This is a genomic window from Enterococcus italicus DSM 15952 (assembly GCF_000185365.1).
Classification (GTDB): Bacteria; Bacillota; Bacilli; order Lactobacillales; family Enterococcaceae; genus Enterococcus_G; species Enterococcus_G italicus.
Genome location: NZ_GL622241.1, coordinates 1,931,845 through 1,951,831 on the forward strand (window position 1 = coordinate 1,931,845; position 19,987 = coordinate 1,951,831).

Below are 19,987 nucleotides of genomic sequence, written 5' to 3' on the forward strand. Positions count from 1 at the left end.
ACTGAGCTATACGGCGTTGGCGCATATCTACTTAAGCTATATAATAGATCGTAAGCCCCGAATGAACAAAAAAACCAGAAAATCCAAACGTTTGAGAAACAACTGCTGGATTTTCTGGTTTTTTGTCGCTGAATCATTCTATCTCAGTCTCTTTACTATTTTGTATCATTTCGTGCTCGTAAAGCCGATAAAATCGCAACCGTATCTATCACTTCTTGTAAAGCCGCCCCTAATAATGTTGGAATGATTCCAAAGCTAGCTATTACCATTAATACACAACAAATAATGATACCAATCAATACCGATTGTTTCGCTACGACCATTGTTCGTTTGGCAATGTCTCTTGCTTGAGCTACTTTAGCCAAATCATCTTTCAAAATAACAATATCTGCACTTTCACTGGCAGCTGTTGAACCATGCGCCCCCATCGCTATTCCGATGTCCGCAACGGAAAGAGCTGGAGCATCATTTACTCCATCACCTACCATGACTGTTGGTCTAAGTGGCGCTGGAATTTCTTGAATATAGGCGATTTTATCTTGCGGTAGACAATCAGCATGCACCACATCAATTCCTACTTGGTCTGCAATGCTATCTGCCACTTCTTGCTTATCTCCTGTTAATAAATGGATGCTCTCTACTCCTCCCGCCTTTAGCATTTGCATCGTTTCCTTTGCCTCTTGACGGACTTGATCTTTCATAGTCACATGTCCTATCATGACACCATTCACAGCAACAAAGACCGCGACTTCGTTTGTTAAGCGATGGACATCTTTTTTCCCTACGAAGGTCGATTTACCTACTTTTACTTCGTTTCCTTCAATAAAGCATACAACACCCTGGCCAGTCACTTCTTCCAAATCTTTCACTGGCAATAATGCCACACCTTTTTCTTTGGCTTCCCGAACAATGGAGCGTGCAATGACATGTCCCGATTCTTGCTCCGCACTGGCTACGAGTTGTAAAAATGTTTTTTCCGTATAACTACTCGTATAAGATAATTGATCAATGTAGAGCGCTCCTTCTGTTATTGTCCCCGTCTTATCAAATGAAAAGCTTTTAGCAGTTGCAAGTTTTTCGATGGTTGTCCCATTTTTCACTACGATACCATTGCGGCTAGACCGACTCATTCCTGCGACTAGCGCAATCGGAGCAGCTAAGATTAAAGGACACGGTGATGCGACTACTAGGACTTCTGCAAAGCGTACCGGATCTTTAGAGAAAAACCATGCCAAACCACCAATCACATACGCAATAATCGTGAAAGGCACCGCATACCGATCTGCTAAACGAACAAAATTGGCCGGTTTTTGAGCCGATTCTTTTACTAATTTGACCAATAATTGGTATTGACTGTCAGCGGCTACTTTAGTTACTTTAAACCGAAATGCTTGATCGCCATTTAGCGACCCTGACATCACTTCATCGCCAATTCCTTTTTCGACCGGTAATGACTCACCTGTTAAAGAGGATTCATCCAACGTCGTCCGACCTTCTTTAATCACACCATCTACTGGTACAAGCTCACCTGGTTTAACTAAGACAAGCTCACCGATTTGCACCGTCTCAGCTTTGCAATCAATGATTTCCGCTCCCTTAATCACATGAGCAAGTTGAGGGGAATGGCTTAACAATTCTTGTAATTCTTTACTAGCTTGTCGGCTAGCATAATCTTCTAGACTATCTCCCCCTGTAAGCATAATTAGCACAACTAAACTAGCCCAATATTGACCGACCGCCAATGTCGCTACAATGGCAGTAATGGCTAAAATATCCACACCGTATTTTCCCGAACGCAGTGTAGCAATCATGTCAATCAACATTTGAATGGCAATCAACCCACCCGTAATCGCTACAATCATATAAGCTATTGTCGGATTTTTGAAAAGAAACTCAGCTAGTAAGGCTGCGAAACCGATTGTTAAAGTTAGAATAAATCGTTGGTAATTTTTCATTGTTCTCCTCCTTGATTTCACAAAAAGAGTATAACACCACAACTTTTCAAATGATAATACAATCCACTAATTGATAACGATAATCAAAAGCAATTATCATAATTCTATTTTATATTGTATTTATTTCAATTTAATACGTTAATCCCCTAGGGTAATTATAAACAAAAATCGATGCGCCTATTATTTTTTTTAGGCATTCCGAAAAAAATCCTTTTCTTTTTTTCATTTGAGGAGTAAACTAACGTTGAAAAGAAATGAAAGGTGGTTATCTTCTTGAGTAAAAATGAAAATCATGCTCATAAGCACAAGTTGATGGAACACGCCAATGGTCCATCACTTGAGGAAATAAATGGGACAGTCGTTGTTCCTAAAGGTATGGGATTTTGGAAAACATTGTTCGCATACTCGGGGCCGGGTGCACTTGTGGCAGTCGGCTACATGGATCCGGGAAACTGGTCCACTTCTATTACTGGCGGTCAAAATTTTCAATATCTATTAATGTCGGTGATCTTAATGTCTAGCTTGATTGCTATGCTTTTACAATACATGGCAGCTAAACTAGGAATCGTCACTCAGATGGACTTGGCGCAAGCGATTCGAGCGCGTACGAGCAAATCATTAGGTATTATTTTGTGGATTTTAACTGAATTAGCGATTATGGCCACAGATATTGCCGAGGTTATCGGGGCAGCTATTGCCTTATACCTACTATTTGATATTCCCTTATTGTATGCTGTTTTTATTACTGTCTTTGATGTCTTGTTGCTTTTATTGTTGACAAAAGTCGGATTTCGTAAGATTGAAGCAATCGTGGTTTGTTTGATTTTTGTCATTCTTTTTGTCTTTGTCTATCAAGTTGCTCTATCAAATCCAGATTGGGTTGCGGTGATGAAAGGCTTTATTCCAACAAGTGAAACATTCTCTTCATCAAAAAGTATCGGCGGTCAAACTCCTCTAACAGGGGCCTTAGGAATTATTGGAGCGACTGTGATGCCGCATAATTTGTATTTACATTCGGCTGTTTCTCAAACACGTGCTATTGATCATAGCGATGAAGATGATGTTGCCGAAGCAGTTCGCTTTACCACATGGGACTCTAATATTCAATTAACAATGGCTTTCTTTGTTAACTCGTTGCTTCTTATTATGGGTGTTGCAGTATTTAAAACTGGCGCTGTCCAAGATCCATCCTTCTTTGGATTGTATGAAGCCTTATCTGATCCTTCAACTTTAAGTAATGGTATCCTAGTTCAGGTAGCGAAATCTGGTTTATTGTCTACTCTCTTTGCAGTTGCGCTACTTGCATCTGGTCAAAATTCTACGATTACTGGTACCTTGACAGGACAAGTAGTCATGGAAGGTTTCATTCATATGAAAATACCGATTTGGTTACGGCGCCTTGTTACTCGTTTAATCTCGGTGATTCCAGTCTTAGTCTGTGTGGCGTTAACCAGTGGTAAATCGGCTATTGAAGAACATACTGCGTTAAATACTTTAATGAATAATTCTCAAGTCTTTCTAGCTTTTGCCTTACCATTCTCAATGGTCCCACTGCTCATGATGACGGATAGTAGTCTTGAAATGGGTGATCGTTTCAAAAACTCATGGATCATTCGCTTATTAGGTTGGATTTCAGTCATCGGATTAACGTATTTAAATCTAATCGGATTGCCCGGACAAATTGAAGGATTCTTTGGTGACAACGCAAGTAAAATAGATCTTGTCATTGCAGATAGCATTGCCTACTTTACGATAGCTATTGTGCTTCTTTTGTTGGCATGGACAGTTTATGACCTATATAAGGGAAACAAAAAATTAAATGCGCGCATTCAATTAAATAATATGCGTGAAACGGAGTAGGAGGAGCAATATGTATGCGTTCAAACGAATTTTAGTTGGTGTGGAAGAGTCAGAAGATGCGTTAAAAGCCTTCCATTATGCTGTCCATCGCGCGAAACTAGAAGACTCTTCGTTAATCATCGCACTCGTTTTAGAAAACGAAGACATTAATACGTATGAAATTCTGGATAAGACCTTTTTAAAGAACGCTCGAGAAAAATTAATTCGCCAAGGTGAAACTTACCGCTCTTATGCAAAAGAGCAAGGACTAACAGATGTGGAAGTTCTCATTGGTCAAGGAAACCCGGGTGAAGTCATTGTCAAAGAATTTATTCCAATTTCAAAGGCTGATTTATTAATCATTGGTTCAAAATCGCGTAACCCTATCCGGAAATACTTAGGCACACAGGCTAGTTACATGGCGAAAAATGCGACAATTTCTGTTTTAGTATATCGTTAAAAAGAGGCGGAGATAGAATTATTCATCTACGAGCAAAAAGACCAGAAAATCCAAAAGTATAAAAAAACTTTTGGATTTTCTGGTCTTTTCGTCGTAGGAGCTATTCGCTCATGTCACTACCTCTTTAAACGGTGTCCAATAGCAGCTCTCTCGACAATAACTCATAAATTACCGGAAATTTGAAAATCAATTTTCGTAATTTCTGCTCTTATTGCTCGGAGTTATTCGCTCTTGTCACTACCTCTATTTATTGAAGATAGATATACAAACGAATTCTCAGTCGATTGCCAAAGCGAAAGGCCCCGATACAACCGACAATCGCTAACAACCATCGTAGATATGGATGTTCAAACTTAACAAGACTGCCAATCAACAAATACATCGCCAACAGAAATAGCACCAAATCCCCTAAAAAATAGCACAATTTTATCCCTCTTGATTCATGCGAAATTTTCTCAATCTTTTGCTGCTCCCAACGATCCCTTTCCACATAACTTTTCATTTCAACACTTCCTTAGAAATTTACACTTTTTTGTTGCTCTTTTTCTGAAAATGGTATACTATGCATTGTGGATATAAAAAGTCTATAAAAGATATTGTACATCCATTATATAGTGGGAGGTGATTGAATGCAACTAACAAAAGCATTTGAACAAGGTGTTTGTGTAATGGCCATGTTAACAACTCAGATGCCAAGTATTCCGGTAGCGTCAGCAACGATTCACCAACGATTAGGTACTTCACCAACCTATACGCAAAAAATCGTTCGTAAATTGGTAGTTTCTGGCTTAGCTACCTCTGTATCTGGCCAAGGCGGTGGTTTTTGCTTGGCAAGAGCGTCAAAAGATATCTCTTGTCTAGATGTTGTGGAAGCCATTGAGGGAAAAGTCGTTACCTTTCCTGATTCACAATTGCTCCATCATACCTTTGCAAACTCCAGTCGCTTGGTGAATCTAGCTACGGCAAATTCCATTGTTTACCAAGCATTTGCAAAAGCCGATGATCAATGGCGCAATGCTTTAGCGAATGTATCGATTGCCGATATTATCCACGATTCCTTACATGGGGAAAAATTAACCTTTGTAAATTGGAATGATTTATAAGAATTTTAGGGGGCGCATGTTTTTGATAAAGAAAGAATTTAAGAAAATTTGGCAAAACAAACTTTTATTTGTAACTGTAATTGTGGTCTCGTTGATTCCAATTCTCTATGCGAGTGTCTTTTTAAAGTCGATTTGGGATCCCTATGGCAATATGAATGAACTACCAGTTGCTGTGGTCAACTTGGACCAGTCCGTTGATTTTCAAGGGAAGACGTTAAGTGTCGGTAGTGAACTAGTCGACAACTTGAAGAAAAATGATGATTTGGGATGGCATTTTGTTTCGAAGGATGCTGCAAAACAAGGGTTAAAAGACCGTAAATATTATATGGTTGTCACAATACCAAAGGATTTCTCTAAAAATGCAGCGACCGTTTTAGATAGCGATCCGGAAAAAATGAATTTAAAATATGAAACAAACGCTGGTGTCAACTATCTTGGTGAAGTAGTTAGTGACAATGCAATGAAACAACTCAAAGCACAAGTTAGTGAAAAAGTAACCAAGTCTTATGCTATGGCTATAATTTCTACTATTAATGAATTAGGAAAAGGAATGAATACAGCAGCTGAAGGCTCAGAAAAATTAAATGATGGTGCCAATCAGGTGAATACTGGTGTTGGTACATTAGCTAAGAGTGTACCAACCTTGGCAGATGGTGTCAGCCAACTCGATAACGGCGCCGGCTCGTTAAAATCCGGTGTTAGTCAATACACAGCTGGTGTAGCCCAAGTTGCAGATGGTAGCAATCAATTGAATAACGGTGTTGGTCAACTAACTAGCCAACTACCAACTTTAACAAATGGCTTGAGTGCATTAGGTACTGGTGCAAATAGCTTGTCAGCTGGTTTAATCCAATATACCGGTGGCGTTGCCCAGGTTGCGAATGGTAGCACCCAATTAAACAATGGTGTGGGACAATTAGCTAGCCAACTGCCAACATTGACAAATGGCTTAGGTGCATTGGGTACTGGTGCGAATGATTTATCGACTGGGTTAGCTCAATATACTGGTGGTGTCAATAAAATTGCCGAAGGAAACAAAGCTTTAAACAGTCAAATGCCAGAATTGGTTCGTAGTGTTTCCGCCTTGAATAATGGTGCAAATCAAATATCTAGCGGTTTAAATAGTGTGGATATATCTGCGCTTAGTAACCTAGGACAATTAGCAGGTGCACTCCAAACTGTTGCAAGTCATTTAGAAACTGCCGGAAACAGTTTAGCAAATACTTCAAATTCAATGGCAAGCGATGTACAATCAAATACCGTAGCTGTTGTTACTGCGTTAAATAAAGCGGGCATAACCGATCCAAATCTAGCCAATGTTGTTGGTCAATCACTAGCTACCAATGCTCAAAATACTAAAGTAGCTGCGGATATACAAAATGCTGGAAATGAATTAACTGCTGTCAAACAAATTTTACAAGGTGTAGAATCACAAATGCCTAATCTTGATCCAAATATTGTTAATAAGTTTGAAAAACTTCAACAAGGTGCTACTGCGCTATCTAACGGATTAAATGAACTCAATACAAAGATGCCTACTCTTTCCCAAAGTGTAGATGAGCTCGCTAAAGGCAGCGCTCAACTTGCAGCAAAATCTTCGGAATTAACAAGTGGGGCCAACCAATTGGCGAGTGGCTTAAAAGAAGTTAACGCCAAAACACCAACCTTAACTAACGGTGTATCTCAATTAGCTGATGGTCTCTCACAAGTTGCTACAGGTGCAAACACACTTAACAATAATTCAGCTCAATTAACAAGTGGGGCCAATCAGTTAGCGAATGGGTTAAACACAGTCAATGAAAAGACGCCTGCACTAGCTTCAGGTGTAAACCAATTGGCGAACGGTGTCTCAACCTTGGCGAATGGTGCAAACACGTTAAACAGTAAATCAGGCGAATTAAATGATGGTACTGCTAAACTTGCCGATGGTTTAGATACATTGAATGGTAAAATTCCATCGCTTTCTTCTGGCGTATTAAAACTAAAAGATGGTACGGGTCAATTAGCAGATGGTACCAATGAATTAGCAACCAAATTAAAAGATGGTTCAGCGAAAATCAATGATCTTTCACTTGGCGACAAAAATGCAGAAATGATTGCAAATCCAGCTAAAGAAACACAAACGAAATATAGTAGCGTGCCAAACTATGGTCATGCCTTAGCACCATACTTTATGAGTGTTTCACTGTTCGTCGGATCACTAGTCTTTAACTTCGTCTATCCAATCCGCAAAATTGCCAATCGAAAAGGTGCCTCCGCTGCTCAATGGTTCCGTAGTAAAGTAACAATTGGTGGTTTAGTCGCTACAACAATGGCACTTGTGATTGGAACAGTTATGCAAATGATTGGCTTGACTGTATCTAACCAATGGCAATTCTATGGGATTTTACTTGCAACAGCTTGGGTCAATATGTTCTTGATTATGTTCTTAGCCATGAGCTTTGATAACCCAGGTCGCTTCATCGCTGTCTTATTACTAGTTGTTCAATTAGGATCAGCGGGTGGTGTCTTCCCAATGGAGATTACAAGTCGCTTCTACAATATCGTTCATCCATATATTCCAATGACTTATTCGATTTATGGTTTACGACAATCCATTTCGACTGGTTTAGGTAATGAACTTTATAATCAATCCTTACTCATCTTAGTTGTGTTAATTATCGCTTTACTGGCTCTTTTACGCTTATCAATGCAAATACTATTCAAACGTGGACTCGCTGGCTATTCACAATTACACAATACCCAAAAACTATTAGATGACGATTATATGAACAAACGTGAAAAATATACATTGTGGTAAAAAGGTTATGACAAATGCGTTTAGCTCTTAGCAATACGTACAGAAATTCCGAAAATTGTTGCTCAAATTTTTGAGAATTTTTGACTTATTGTCTAGAGAGCTGCGTTTGGAATACCGTCTAAAAAGGTTATGACAAACGCGTTTAGCTCTTAGCAATAAGTGCAGAAATTCAGAAAATTGTTGCTCAAATTTTTGAGAATTTTGACTTATTGTCTAGAGAGCTGCGTTTGGAATACCGTCTACCAATACGAAAAGGAGTGTGACAGTTTTTTGTCACACTCCTTTTTTAAAATTGGATATTCAGTAAATCCATTACTTCATGGTACCCTTGCTCAATGCGTTGTTGCTTTTCTGTAGACATTTGATCGGCATACTTGCCACCAGGCAAATAGTCTTCTGCTAAAAATACTTGGTAATCATATGCTTGATAACCTGAAAACGTACGATTAATCGGTTCGCGTGAAACCCATGTTGGATGGGCCTCGACTTTCGTTAAAACAGTTTTGTCGCCAGTTTTTTGCACATCGACGGCCATAATCACGCCTCGCTCTGTCCAATAGTTTTCGAGTGTTTCATATCTTTGATTGGAGAGTAAATTACCCATGGAATAAATAATGAACTTCTTTTCTCCATCTTTCGTGATGGTTTCTGTTGGTTCAACAACGTGCGGATGACCGCCAAAAACAATATCAGCACCCCAGTCGACCATTTGACGATACGTCGTTTGTTGCTCCTCTGTCGGCTCTAGATTGTATTCCACCCCTGATTGCGGCATAACAACAGTCAGATCAGCGATTTTTTCCGCTTGCTTAATCTCTGCTTCAACTTTTTCCATTGTTAAATCCTTCAAGTAATAGTCATAGTCTTCTTTACTTAGCGTCGCTTCAATGCCATTAAAACCATAGCTATAGCCTAAAATGGCCACTTTAATGCCGTTGACTTTTTTTACTAAGATTTCATCTTTATCTGTCGTCTTCACACCAAATGGGTCCATACCAGCCTTTTTAAAGGCATCGTATGTGTAAACTAATCCTTCAATTCCTGTATCTAAAATATGATTGTGGGCTAAATCAATGGCATCATATCCCGCATTTTTAATGCTTTCAACTACTTCTTCTGGTGCATTAAAGATAGGATAGCCTGCTAGTTCACGATTGGGATTGATTGTGCCTTCAAAATCTCCCAGAGCCAAGTCAGCTGATGAGACTAAGGGCGTAATTTGCTCATAATCATTTGAAAAATCATACTTCTCACCATCAAACGCACTACCATACACCCCATCATGATACAACATGTCGCCACTTGCCATGATGGTGATTGACTGAGTTTGCTCGCTCTGATTGTCTTTGCCTGTTGTTTTTTTGGTTGTAGGCGTACGCTTCGTTGTCGCCGTCGCTTGTGGCTGGTTTGTTTTCTTCGTTGGTTGATTGGTCACCAACAAATAGCTACCAAAAACACTGGCAACTACCCCTCCTGTGAGAATAATAAGAAGCATTTTCTGTCTTTTTTTCTTTTGTTGCCGTTGTGTAAATTCCTTTCGGTTCATCCCTTTCCCCCCAAATTCTTTTTGAAACTGAGTGACGCCTCAAACCTAGTTACGTTCCTTCTATCTATTTATTATACCAGTTCTTAGTGGTTTACTACCAAGAAATCCAGTAAAAATGAATTGTTGCTAATCAAAAGCCCCCACTCTACAAACATGTAAAGTGGGGGCTTGATATATAGGAATCCTTGCTTATTTTTGTTCTTTTGCGTATGCTGCGGCTTGTTGTCCTGCTTGACGACCGAAAATGACGATTTCAGCTACTGAATTCCCGCCGATTCGATTTTGTCCATGTAATCCGCCTGTCACTTCTCCAGCAGCATAGAGACCTGTAATTGGTTTGTTTTCCTTATTTATGACTTGAGTCTTCGTATTAATCTTCACACCACCCATTGTATAGTGGATTCCTGGTGCAATCTTAATCGCATAATAGTTGGCTTGGTCCAATGGATGGTCCATTCCTGTTGTCCGTTGGAAAGCTGTATCTTGTTTGGTTGCAACTGCTTGATTCCAAGAGGTTACAGCATTTTCTAAATTACTAGCAGGAACGTTTATTTTGTCAGCTAGCTCTTTAATCGTTGCCCCTTCAGTTACATAGCCTTGTTTCGCATAAAACTCAATGGCTGTTGCACGTGATCGAACACCTTGATCAAAAATAAGGTACGCATATTTGCCTGATTGTTCATTGATGGCATTTGAAACCTTGTCACGGGTATCCAATTCATTGACAAAGCGGTTGCCTTCGCCATTCACAAGAATTGCTCCTTCTCCTCGGACTGCTTCACCAATCAAAATACCTTTATCTTGTTGTACGGTTGGATGAATTTGGATTTGATCCATATCCACCGTTTGGCCTCCAAGCTTTTCAATCATCTTGATACCATCGCCAGTGCTACCAACTTGATTCGTTGTCACATAATTTTTTAGGTCTGGTCGATATTTTTCAATTAATTCTTTGCTTGCTCCAAACCCACCTGTTGTAACCACGACAGCTTTGCCTTTAATGGTGCGTGCTTTTTCACCTTGAACCTGTGCAGTCACTCCATTAACCACACCATCTTTTTCGTGAATTTTTGTCACATCGGTGTTTACGAAAATAGGAATGTCACGTTTCGCAACGTTTTCCATCAATCCTTTGACTAAATAGCCCCCAATTGCGGAACCATCTGAAGGACGATGCGTACGTTTGACACTCATCCCACCCGTGATTGTTAAGTTGTCTAATTTAATGCCAATCCCATCTAACCAATCAATCGCATCCGCTGAATGGTCAACAAAATAACGTAGCATTTCTTTATCGTTTGTTCCATGACCCCCTTTTAGCGTTTCTTCATAAAAGGCATCATTACTATCAGTAATTCCTTGTTCTTTTTGGAATTTTGTATTGGAAGCATTCATTCCACTTGATGATTTTGAAGTATTTCCCCCTGCAATGGGCATTTTTTCTAGAATAACTGGATTTAAACCAGCATCTTTTGCCTCAATCGCCGCTGTCATTCCTGCGCCGCCTGCGCCAATGATAACAACATCATAAGAGCTTTTTAATTTGCTAGGATCCGTGTAAGGGGTACTTTCTTCTGATGCGCCCGCTGATTCCCCTGATTCTTTTTTGGACGCGCTCGAAGTAACGTCTTCTTCGCCTTTTTTGGTTTCCTCTGTTTTTTGTTGCTCTCCTCTTGGTGCATCGGCTTTAAAAACTGCACAACCAGAAACACCTAGGCCTAATAACGCCAATGTTACCAAGCTTAAAATTTTTTTCTTTTTCATTTATCTCTACCCTTTCCTTCTCTTCCCTATAATTTTCCCACTTCTACTGTATCAAAGAGATTGTGAAATTTCAATCAATTTTCTAGCATTATGATAGGAAAATGAAAAGAAAAACCAATAAAACGCTTCATTTTAATTGTGATTTAATCAACTTTTCAATCAATTGCTTGCTTTTATTCTTCTCAAGCTGGCCTTCGAATCAAAAGATTTTATGCAAAAGAACGAAATTGTCTAACCATCAAAAGAAAACGGCTGAATTTAGTTGACTTTTTTATCTTTGAGCACTAATATACAATTCTGATTGGTCTTTTTTGCAATCGATTTTGAAAGGTTTTTCTTTCATTTGGGAGGAATGTTTTTGTGAATATGTTGAAAAGGTTATTGGTGGGGAAACCGCTAAAATCCGCAGAAAACGATGGTCAAAAGCTCAATCGTTTCGCTGCCTTGGCCCTGTTGTCTTCTGATGCCTTGTCTTCGATTGCTTATGGGACAGAACAGATTGTCGTGGTTTTAGTCGCATTGTCTTCTGCAGCGATCTGGTACTCGTTACCGATTGCGGCTTTTGTGATTATTTTGCTCGTCTCTTTGACGTTGTCCTATCGCCAAATTATCCATGCGTATCCTCATGGCGGAGGCGCGTATGTCGTTAGTAGTGAAAACTTGGGAAAAAACGCTGGGCTAATTGCTGGGGGGTCTTTACTTGTCGACTATATGCTGACAGTAGCCGTGTCCGTATCGGCAGGGGCAGAAGCCATTATTTCTGCTATACCCGCTTTGTCTGCTCACCAAGTAGCAATCTCGGTCTTTATCGTGTTACTTATTATGATGATGAATTTACGTGGTTTACGAGAGTCTGCTAGTTTTTTGATGGTTCCAGTCTATACGTTTATCTCAGTTATTACATTGTTAATTATTTATGGACTATTTCAAATTTTGACTGGTCATGCGCCTTTCCATGCTACAGCGGCGATTGGTACAGCTGTTCCTGGAGTGACCGTGGCTTTAATCTTACGGGCTTTCTCTTCTGGTTCATCTTCTCTGACTGGGGTAGAGGCCATCAGTAATGCCGTACCATTTTTCAAACGCCCACGGGCAAAAAATGCGTCTAGTACCTTAGCAATGATGGCTACGATTCTAGGATTCTTCTTCGTAGGTATTACCTTTATTAACTACTGGTATGGTATCGTACCTGAAGCCGAAGTCACCGTCCTATCACAAATTGGAAAAGCCGTATTTGGTTCTGGTTTTATGTTTTATTTGTTGCAATTTTCAACTGCCCTCATTTTAGCTGTCGCTGCGAATACCGGATTTTCTGCTTTTCCGGTCTTGGCCTACAATCTATCAAAAGATAAATTTATGCCCCATATGTATCAAGATCGCGGGGATCGCTTAGGGTATTCTAATGGGATTATTACCCTTGCTTTAGGCTCAATCGTATTGCTCTTTATTTTCCAAGGATCAACTGAACGCTTGATTCCACTTTATTCCATTGGCGTGTTTACGCCTTTTGCCTTATCGCAAACGGGAATGGTCATTAAATGGAAACGCGAAGGAGAAAAATGGTTCCGTAAGTCTATCGCAAATATTAGCGGTGCGTTCATTTCTTATGCCATTATTGCCATTCTCTTTGTATATCGTTTAGCTGATATTTGGCCTTATTTTATCATTATGCCGATTTTGCTTTTTATTTTCTATAAGATAAATGACCACTATAAAAATGTAGCTGAGCAGTTACGCTTGGCTCCTGAAGTAGAATTACACGATTACGCTGGAAATACTGTCATTGTTTTGGTCGGAAATGTCACGCAAGTAAATATCGGTGCCTTAAACTATGCTCGTTCGATTGGTGATTATGTCGTGGCGATGCATGTATCTTTAGATGAAGACTTGAAAAAAGAGCAAGAAATCGAACGGGAATTCAAGCAACACTTTCCTGATGTGCGCTTCTCGGTCGTTCACTCTTCATACCGCTCCATCGAGACACCGATTGTCCGTTATGTTGAACGCGTTAGTAACCGTGCAAGCCAGCAAAACTACACAACAACTGTTCTAATTCCTCAGTTTGTTCCAAATAAACGTTGGCAAAATATTCTTCATAATCAAACAAGCTTGCGGTTGCGCTTGCGGTTAGCGACACGTAAAAATATTATTTTAGCAATATATAGTTATAATCTAGAAAAATAAAAAAGAGTCTGTTGAAAAGTACCTCCTACATTTTCGAGGTATTTTTCTAACAGACTTTTTTGGCAAAAATTTGTTTCTGGTCATTTTATCCTAAACGACGATAGACATCGATCACTTCTTTTGCCAAATCATTAAACGTAATGCTGGTCATCAAATGATCTTGACTATGAATGGTTAACAGCGTAATCGGAAGCGCTTCACCGTTTGCTTCGGCAGTAAGCAACTTGGTTTGGGCATGATGAGCTTCAAGTAACGCTGCCTCTGCTGCTTTTAATTTTTCATCTGCTTCCTCGAATCCACCGTTTTTTGCTGCTTGGATTGCCTCCATGGCATCGCTCTTCGCATTACCTGCGTTCACAATTAATCCCATGATTGCTTCTAGTTGCTCTTGACTCATTTCTCCCATTGATTTCACCTTCTACTTCGCTTCGATTAATTGAATGGCTGTTTGTAAGACATTTTCACCGTTCATCATGCCATAATCTTTCATGTCAATGACTGTTACGGGAATATTTTTACCTGCGACTTTTCCTTCAAATTGAGCTTTCAAAAAACGGACTTGTGGTCCAAGCATTAAAACGTCGACTGGTTTGTCAGCATCTGATAATTTTGCATCTGCTTCTGATGTAGATACGGCAAGAATATCTGCTTCGACTCCATCAGCTTGAGCTGCTTTTTCCATTTTTTGAACCAATAAACTTGTACTCATACCAGCTGAGCATACTAACATAATTCGTTTCATATTTTTTCGCTCCTTTATCGTTTTGTGCTTACACTTTATCATAATAATTATCAAAGTATTTATCAACATCATTGGCAATGAGTGCTTCTAAGTCAATAGTTGGCATATTGTTTTTTTCTAGCGAGTCTAGCTTGTAGGTAATCGTTTGATAGACATCCATGTTGCTAGCTGGATCTTGTGACCAGACGACTCTCATCTTTGGCCACTAACTGATCTTTCACCAATTCATTTAAATAGCGACTCGCATTGGTACGATCCATCGCTGCAATCGTCGCCAACTCTGAAGCCGTGAGCTTTTTTTGCTGCTCTTTTAACATATCGTAGACTTGCTCTTTCTTACTCTTCAACCCGCTCCCACCTTTCAGTGATTCATCTGAAGTATAAGCGATTCTATTCGCTTGAGCAAATACAAAAGACCACTCATTGTTGGGGCAATGAGTGGTTAGGGGATAAAATGAAAAAGATTTGGGTTGTTTATTGGTATGACTGAATCATACGTCATAAATGTGAATTTTTTTCGTCAAAGCTATGAAAAAAATACTAAATCCCATTAACGTGAAAACCATTCGTTGACTGGACGCATTTCTTTGTTGCCAATGGTAAAAACAAATAATAATAATACTAAGCAAAAAACTACTGGCATCAAGACAGTATGACTCAAATTAGGAATCCAGCCATTGACTAACGTCTCGATATATTGATCTTCGACGAACATCTTACCAGATGTGTAAGCAATCAAAAGACCACCAATCCAGACAACCAGTGGAAAACGATCTATAATTTTTAAAATAAATTGACTACCAAAAATAATTAGCGGAATACTAATCGCTAGCCCAAAAACTGCGAGTAATTTGCTATCTTCCGAAACACCGGCGATTGCCAATACATTATCTAAACTCATGACTAGATCAGCTAAAATAATCGTGCGTATAGCAGCAGCTAATGACGCGCCTGCGGTAATGTCTTGCGTCTCATCTCCACTTTCTGCTAGTAAGTCATAGGCAATGTACAACAATAATAAACTGCCGACAATTTTGACAAATGGCACGGCCAATAACTGAATTGCAACTAGCATCAATGCGACGCGCAATAAAATTGCTCCAGCCGTTCCGATTAAAATTGCTTTTTCTCGTTGTTTTTGTTCCAATTTCCGAGTGGCAAGTGCAATGACGACTGCATTGTCTCCACTCAAGATTAAATCCAACAAGACAATCGATAACACTTTCATAGTTAATTCAAACACACAAAATCCTCCATACCTATTTTCTCAAACCACTCTATTATAAAAAAACAAAAAAAACCAATCTTTTTTACTTTTTCTCCAAAAAGCAAAAAGATTGGTACGACTTATTCAGCAGAGTAGTAACGGCTGACCGTATTTCCTAGGACTGGACTTTCTTTTGGTTTCCCTTCATGAGCTTGTTTGCGGTGTTGATGTAAGGATTGGAATGAGTCACTTTGCGTCCATGCTAGCTGATCACTTTCGCTTTCCCAACGACTCAATGCTACGACTTCACTGACGTCTGCTTCGTCTGGTACATCGCGATAAAAAACTTCAAATCCTAAAAAGCCTGGTACATCTGTCATTTTGGATTGTGTATGTGAAGACAAAAATTGTTGGGTCATTCTTTCCAAAAAAGGTGTTTTCACTTTGATCGTATTCGTAACAATATACATCACTCATTCCTCCAATTGGTCGATTTCTTGCAACTTCCCATCCACTAATGAAAAAATGGTTTGGCAAGTTGCTTGTAAAAATTCTTCATCGTGGCTAATAACTAAGACTAAGACCGGTTCAGCTAAGAGTGTTTTAAACAAGCCACTTACTTCTTGCATGTGGCGATAATCTAAGCCACTCGTCGGCTCATCAAACAACAAGATTTCTTTTCCTGACAAGAGTGCACTTGCAATCGCCACCCGTTGCTTTTCGCCACCTGATAGTGAATGTGGATGGCGCTGCAAGAGAGGTGTTAGCTGAAACTTATCGCAGATTTCTTCGAAGCGCTCAGGTTTTTGCGCTTTTTCCAAGAGTTCTTTTTCGACCGTTTCAAAAAACAATTGTAAATTCACATCTTGCATGACGAAAAATGTCTTGGCTAATAGTTGCTTGGGCTTATACTTGCGCCCATTAATTGCGATTGCGCCTTGTTTGGCTTTTTTTAATCCGGATATAATCTGAAAGAGCGTGGACTTTCCTGCGCCATTGTCCCCAATTAAGCCATTGATGTTAGTATTATCTACTTTCATTTGTGAAATTTCAAGTGCCAATGTGGATTGCTTACGATAGCGGTAGCGCAAATGGTCGATAGTCATCGTAATGGTCGGCTCGCGCTTTATGCCACTGGTCGAAAGCTGGATGGCAATCGGAGTAAATGAGCGAAGGCCGAGTTGCTTGCGTCTTTGCTCAGTTATTTCACGAATTTGGTCTGTTGAATCATCTTCAATGATCGTCCCTTGATTTAGGACTAGCAACCGGTCAGCACAATCCATTAAATAACTCAGACGATGCTCAGCAACGATTATCGTCTTCCCTTGTTGCTTGAGCTGAATAAGCGTGCGCTTTAGCTGCTGAATGGCTTGATGATCTAGATTGCTTGATGGTTCATCTAATAAGAGCAAGTCATGTGGCAACATATTCGCTGCGGCTATCGATACTAATTGCCGTTGCCCTCCCGACAAATGAAACATACTCGCGTCTTCTAAGGCAGTCAGCTGATAGGTGGTTAGTTGCTGGGCGACTTGGCGGCGAATACGTGCGGGGTCGTAGCCATAGTTTTCCATCACAAAGGCCAGCTCCGATGCGACATCGGTGGTAAAAAAATGCGTCTTAGGATTTTGAAAAACCATCCCGAGTGTCGCGACATGCTCTGTAAAGTCTTGAATTGGAAACGAAGAAATCCCAATTGACCCAGTGCCTGTGACTTGTCCTTCATAAAGCTCAGGGTGCAAGCCATTTAGTACATTTAGTAGCGTCGATTTGCCACTGCCACTCGGACCACTAAGGACTACCAGCTCACCTTTTGCAATTTTTAAATCAATATCATGCAGCAGCACGTTTCCAGCCGGTGTTTGGTAGCCCACTTTTTTTAATGAAATGATCGTCATCCTATCCACATCCTTACGACCAAACAGCCAAGTAGACTACCCATCAGTGCGTAATCTGGTCCTTTTAATTGTAGCTCATGTACGCTTGTATGCTTCTTAGGATTGGCTAAGCCGCGCACCAAGGCCGTTGCGGATAAATTCAATGATGTCTCTTCCGCTGATAATAACAACGGGATGATGACATATTCCATCGACTGTAGCGGATGGCGAATCAATTGCCACGGTGTCGTTGCAATCCCTCTAAATTTCATTGCTTGGCGGATGTGGCTGATTTCTTGGATGGCCATTGGAAAAAAACGAAACAAAACGGCCAGCGGTACGATAAGCTGCATAGGTAGATGTAGCTTTTGTAACGCCGCCAGCCATTCACTGACTTTTGTCCCTGACAAAGCAAAGCTCGCTGCCATAATCGTTGGCAACAGCCGCCGATTTCCCACCATTAAAAAATCAATGAGCACAGCAATTGGATGTCCTGGAGTAGCCAAGACTAATTGATTGGCCCATAGTAAGCCAAGAAATACACCAAGAAAGACCACTGCCTTTTTCATATAGCCGCTAGCGATCAAAAAAAACGCAAACAACCCAATCAAAGCCACCTCGAACGGTAATGACAATTCCACCATGAGCGCGACACTTGCGATGACAATGACGCAAAGTTTGCTTCTAGGATCAAAATGGACTGGATACATTTTCATATCGTTTACCTGCTAGTTCGTTGGAAATGCTTATTGTACAGGTAGCTCCCTAAATAAAACCCAAAAATCGCACCAAAAAAAACCGTAATCAGGCTAGCTATAAAGACGGATGTGGAGACATGTTCAAATACCGCTTGAATATACGCTTGCCCTTTGCCACGTGCTTTTAACGATGCGACATAGGCATTTTTCATAAACCAAAGTGGCAATAACGGACCCATCAAGCCATAGCTAAAAACAATATAACTAGCTAGTGTGCGCACTTTGACTGATAGATTGGTCTTATATTGAATCACATCTGCCAATAAGGAACAAAGAACCCCTGGAACAATCGCTAATGGAAAATGACCCGTCATTAGGAAAAATAGTGCGACCACACTCCCCATAATCGTAATGGCTCCCATACGCGGAATGCGCTGTAAGACCAATAGATAAATCACGCCCGAAAACATTGCACTCACTGCTGGGATAAATAAATTATGAAAACCGGGAATCGTAAATTTTAGTACCAATAAACAAATGCTAATCGTCAAAAAATAAATTGCGGTATACACACCTACTGAAATCAAATCTTGTACTTTTAATTTTTTCATTTTATTTCTCCCTTACCACGCGAAATACTTGCAACAAAGTCCCAAAACGCGGACTCGTTACGCTGAATTGATACCGTCCAGGATAATCCGTGACTCCTGAAACGATTACTTGTCGATTGGCCACAGTCGCATTGCTTGCATCGACTGTTACCTTTTCTCTTTTAGGAGTGACGAGTGCGACTTGTGCACGCTGCTGCTCAATCTCACTCCACAGCTCGTCATCTGTAATTTGGTAACAAAGGTCTTCTCCAAGCAAAAGAGTATTCTTTTGCAATTGATTGCTCCCTTTGAGTGGTTGTTTTAGCTTTGTTTTTAAGACAATGTCTTGAAAGCCTTCTGCCCGAATCTCAATCGTCACTTCATCACCCGCAGACCACTCAACAAACGGGGCAAAGCGCTCGGCTTCATCCGCAGCAAGAACACCAAACTCCAAGTGTCCTTCTGGTTTATGATACAGATAATCTGGCCAAAGCAATGGAATCGTCCCCCCATCTTTTTGCAACGTCACGCTATAGACAAATTTGCCGAAGCATTCATGAAAGACTTGATAGCTATCACGATCTAATTCAGGTAGAAAGCCAATCGTCCCTGCATAGACATAGGGAGCAAATTGATACAACTCACTCGTCAATACCAATTGGTCCTTTAGTGAAGGTAGGTCAGCTTGTTGGGCTGTGAAGTAGCTACGCTTGCCATATGTGCCATTGGCTAATAGCGGCTTGGTCGCCTCACCACGATAGGCCAACACTGCATCAGTCGGTAGCCATTCTTGATCCACCCAAGAAGCGACTTCTTGTACCAAATCACTTGCATCTGCTGAAAAAAGCGACTGTACAAGTGTCTCTAATGCTATCGATACCGGTACATGTTTTAGCTGATATGTGTCATCTGTTTGCAATACCACTCGCTCATTGGTCGCTGGAAAGCGTTTGACTGCTTCTACAAAACGTGAAGCAACTGTTAACGCCAGATTTTCCACTCCTTCCGATGCATAATACATCGCAAAGGTCATCGTTTTTTTCCCAATCAGCTGGTCAGGTAGCGTATGGATTGATGCATAGAGCCCCTCGCCGTATGGATAAGGTGTTTTTTCTGTCCATTCGGAAGAAAAAAGCACGGTCATTTTATTAATTGCTAACAATTTTTGCATACACATACCTCCTTGAATTCTCAGTATATCATAGCTAATTGAGAATGATAA

19 protein-coding genes are annotated in these 19,987 nt (G+C 40.3%); 5 read left to right on the forward strand and 14 right to left on the reverse strand.

The window, feature by feature from the left end; all coding sequences use genetic code 11:
* Positions 1 to 155: 155 nt before the first annotated feature.
* A complete protein-coding gene (locus HMPREF9088_RS08985; RefSeq protein WP_007208904.1) occupies positions 156 to 1,955 on the reverse strand; it encodes a heavy metal translocating P-type ATPase in 1,800 nt (599 codons plus the stop codon).
* Between the two features lie 312 nt (positions 1,956 to 2,267).
* Between HMPREF9088_RS08985 and HMPREF9088_RS08990 the strand changes: the two genes are divergently transcribed.
* Positions 2,268 to 3,815 carry an Nramp family divalent metal transporter gene (locus tag HMPREF9088_RS08990; protein ID WP_211205559.1) on the forward strand — a complete coding sequence of 516 codons (1,548 nt, stop codon included), beginning with the start codon at positions 2,268 to 2,270 and terminating at the stop codon, positions 3,813 to 3,815.
* 10 nt (positions 3,816 to 3,825) lie between these two features.
* The gene (locus tag HMPREF9088_RS08995; RefSeq protein WP_007208906.1) at positions 3,826 to 4,254 is read left to right on the forward strand and encodes a universal stress protein; all 429 of its coding nucleotides are present in this window, start codon (positions 3,826 to 3,828) and stop codon (positions 4,252 to 4,254) included.
* Between the two features lie 247 nt (positions 4,255 to 4,501).
* Here the strand turns inward: HMPREF9088_RS08995 and HMPREF9088_RS09000 are convergent, their stop codons facing one another.
* Positions 4,502 to 4,756: a hypothetical protein gene (locus HMPREF9088_RS09000; RefSeq protein WP_007208907.1), complete on the reverse strand. Its 255-nt coding sequence runs from the start codon at positions 4,754 to 4,756 to the stop codon at positions 4,502 to 4,504.
* A gap of 127 nt (positions 4,757 to 4,883) precedes the next feature.
* Between HMPREF9088_RS09000 and HMPREF9088_RS09005 the strand changes: the two genes are divergently transcribed.
* Positions 4,884 to 5,357: an Rrf2 family transcriptional regulator gene (locus HMPREF9088_RS09005; protein WP_007208908.1), complete on the forward strand. Its 474-nt coding sequence runs from the start codon at positions 4,884 to 4,886 to the stop codon at positions 5,355 to 5,357.
* A gap of 16 nt (positions 5,358 to 5,373) precedes the next feature.
* Entirely contained in the window at positions 5,374 to 8,157 is a 2,784-nt protein-coding gene (locus HMPREF9088_RS09010; RefSeq protein ID WP_052607494.1) for a YhgE/Pip domain-containing protein, read from the forward strand.
* A 286-nt stretch (positions 8,158 to 8,443) separates the two neighbouring features.
* On the opposite strand, the gene HMPREF9088_RS09015 is transcribed toward HMPREF9088_RS09010, so the two are convergent.
* Both HMPREF9088_RS09015 and HMPREF9088_RS09020 read right to left on the reverse strand, forming a co-directional pair.
* Positions 8,444 to 9,703, reverse strand: a complete 1,260-nt coding sequence (locus tag HMPREF9088_RS09015; protein ID WP_007208910.1) for a CapA family protein — start codon at positions 9,701 to 9,703, stop codon at positions 8,444 to 8,446.
* A 189-nt stretch (positions 9,704 to 9,892) separates the two neighbouring features.
* Complete coding sequence (locus HMPREF9088_RS09020) at positions 9,893 to 11,467, reverse strand: flavocytochrome c (RefSeq protein WP_007208911.1); 1,575 nt, start codon at positions 11,465 to 11,467, stop codon at positions 9,893 to 9,895.
* A 360-nt stretch (positions 11,468 to 11,827) separates the two neighbouring features.
* Between HMPREF9088_RS09020 and HMPREF9088_RS09025 the strand changes: the two genes are divergently transcribed.
* Positions 11,828 to 13,651 carry an APC family permease gene (locus HMPREF9088_RS09025; protein ID WP_040366930.1) on the forward strand — a complete coding sequence of 608 codons (1,824 nt, stop codon included), beginning with the start codon at positions 11,828 to 11,830 and terminating at the stop codon, positions 13,649 to 13,651.
* Positions 13,652 to 13,736: 85 nt separating this feature from the next.
* Here HMPREF9088_RS09025 and HMPREF9088_RS09030 read toward each other — a convergent pair whose 3' ends face one another.
* From HMPREF9088_RS09030 to HMPREF9088_RS09070, 10 genes are all read right to left on the reverse strand, one after another.
* The gene (locus tag HMPREF9088_RS09030; protein ID WP_211205560.1) at positions 13,737 to 14,048 is read right to left on the reverse strand and encodes a PTS lactose/cellobiose transporter subunit IIA; all 312 of its coding nucleotides are present in this window, start codon (positions 14,046 to 14,048) and stop codon (positions 13,737 to 13,739) included.
* A 21-nt stretch (positions 14,049 to 14,069) separates the two neighbouring features.
* A complete protein-coding gene (locus HMPREF9088_RS09035; protein WP_040366933.1) occupies positions 14,070 to 14,393 on the reverse strand; it encodes a PTS sugar transporter subunit IIB in 324 nt (107 codons plus the stop codon).
* A gap of 28 nt (positions 14,394 to 14,421) precedes the next feature.
* A complete protein-coding gene (locus HMPREF9088_RS11970; RefSeq protein ID WP_155802035.1) occupies positions 14,422 to 14,589 on the reverse strand; it encodes a hypothetical protein in 168 nt (55 codons plus the stop codon).
* The gene (locus HMPREF9088_RS09040; protein ID WP_007208917.1) at positions 14,558 to 14,740 is read right to left on the reverse strand and encodes a helix-turn-helix domain-containing protein; all 183 of its coding nucleotides are present in this window, start codon (positions 14,738 to 14,740) and stop codon (positions 14,558 to 14,560) included. The genes HMPREF9088_RS11970 and HMPREF9088_RS09040 overlap by 32 nt, the downstream gene beginning before the upstream one ends.
* A 203-nt stretch (positions 14,741 to 14,943) precedes the next feature.
* Positions 14,944 to 15,636: a TerC family protein gene (locus HMPREF9088_RS09045; protein ID WP_007208919.1), complete on the reverse strand. Its 693-nt coding sequence runs from the start codon at positions 15,634 to 15,636 to the stop codon at positions 14,944 to 14,946.
* A 104-nt stretch (positions 15,637 to 15,740) separates the two neighbouring features.
* Complete coding sequence (locus HMPREF9088_RS09050) at positions 15,741 to 16,070, reverse strand: antibiotic biosynthesis monooxygenase (RefSeq protein ID WP_040366936.1); 330 nt, start codon at positions 16,068 to 16,070, stop codon at positions 15,741 to 15,743.
* A gap of 3 nt (positions 16,071 to 16,073) precedes the next feature.
* Positions 16,074 to 17,492, reverse strand: coding sequence for an ABC transporter ATP-binding protein (locus HMPREF9088_RS09055; protein WP_040367402.1), 1,419 nt, complete (start codon positions 17,490 to 17,492; stop codon positions 16,074 to 16,076).
* A 2-nt stretch (positions 17,493 to 17,494) separates the two neighbouring features.
* Entirely contained in the window at positions 17,495 to 18,193 is a 699-nt protein-coding gene (locus HMPREF9088_RS09060) for an energy-coupling factor transporter transmembrane component T (protein WP_007208922.1), read from the reverse strand.
* 5 nt (positions 18,194 to 18,198) lie between these two features.
* Positions 18,199 to 18,786 carry an MptD family putative ECF transporter S component gene (locus HMPREF9088_RS09065; RefSeq protein WP_007208923.1) on the reverse strand — a complete coding sequence of 196 codons (588 nt, stop codon included), beginning with the start codon at positions 18,784 to 18,786 and terminating at the stop codon, positions 18,199 to 18,201.
* Between the two features lies 1 nt (position 18,787).
* Positions 18,788 to 19,936 carry a hypothetical protein gene (locus HMPREF9088_RS09070; RefSeq protein WP_040366940.1) on the reverse strand — a complete coding sequence of 383 codons (1,149 nt, stop codon included), beginning with the start codon at positions 19,934 to 19,936 and terminating at the stop codon, positions 18,788 to 18,790.
* Between the last annotated feature and the right edge of the window lie 51 nt (positions 19,937 to 19,987).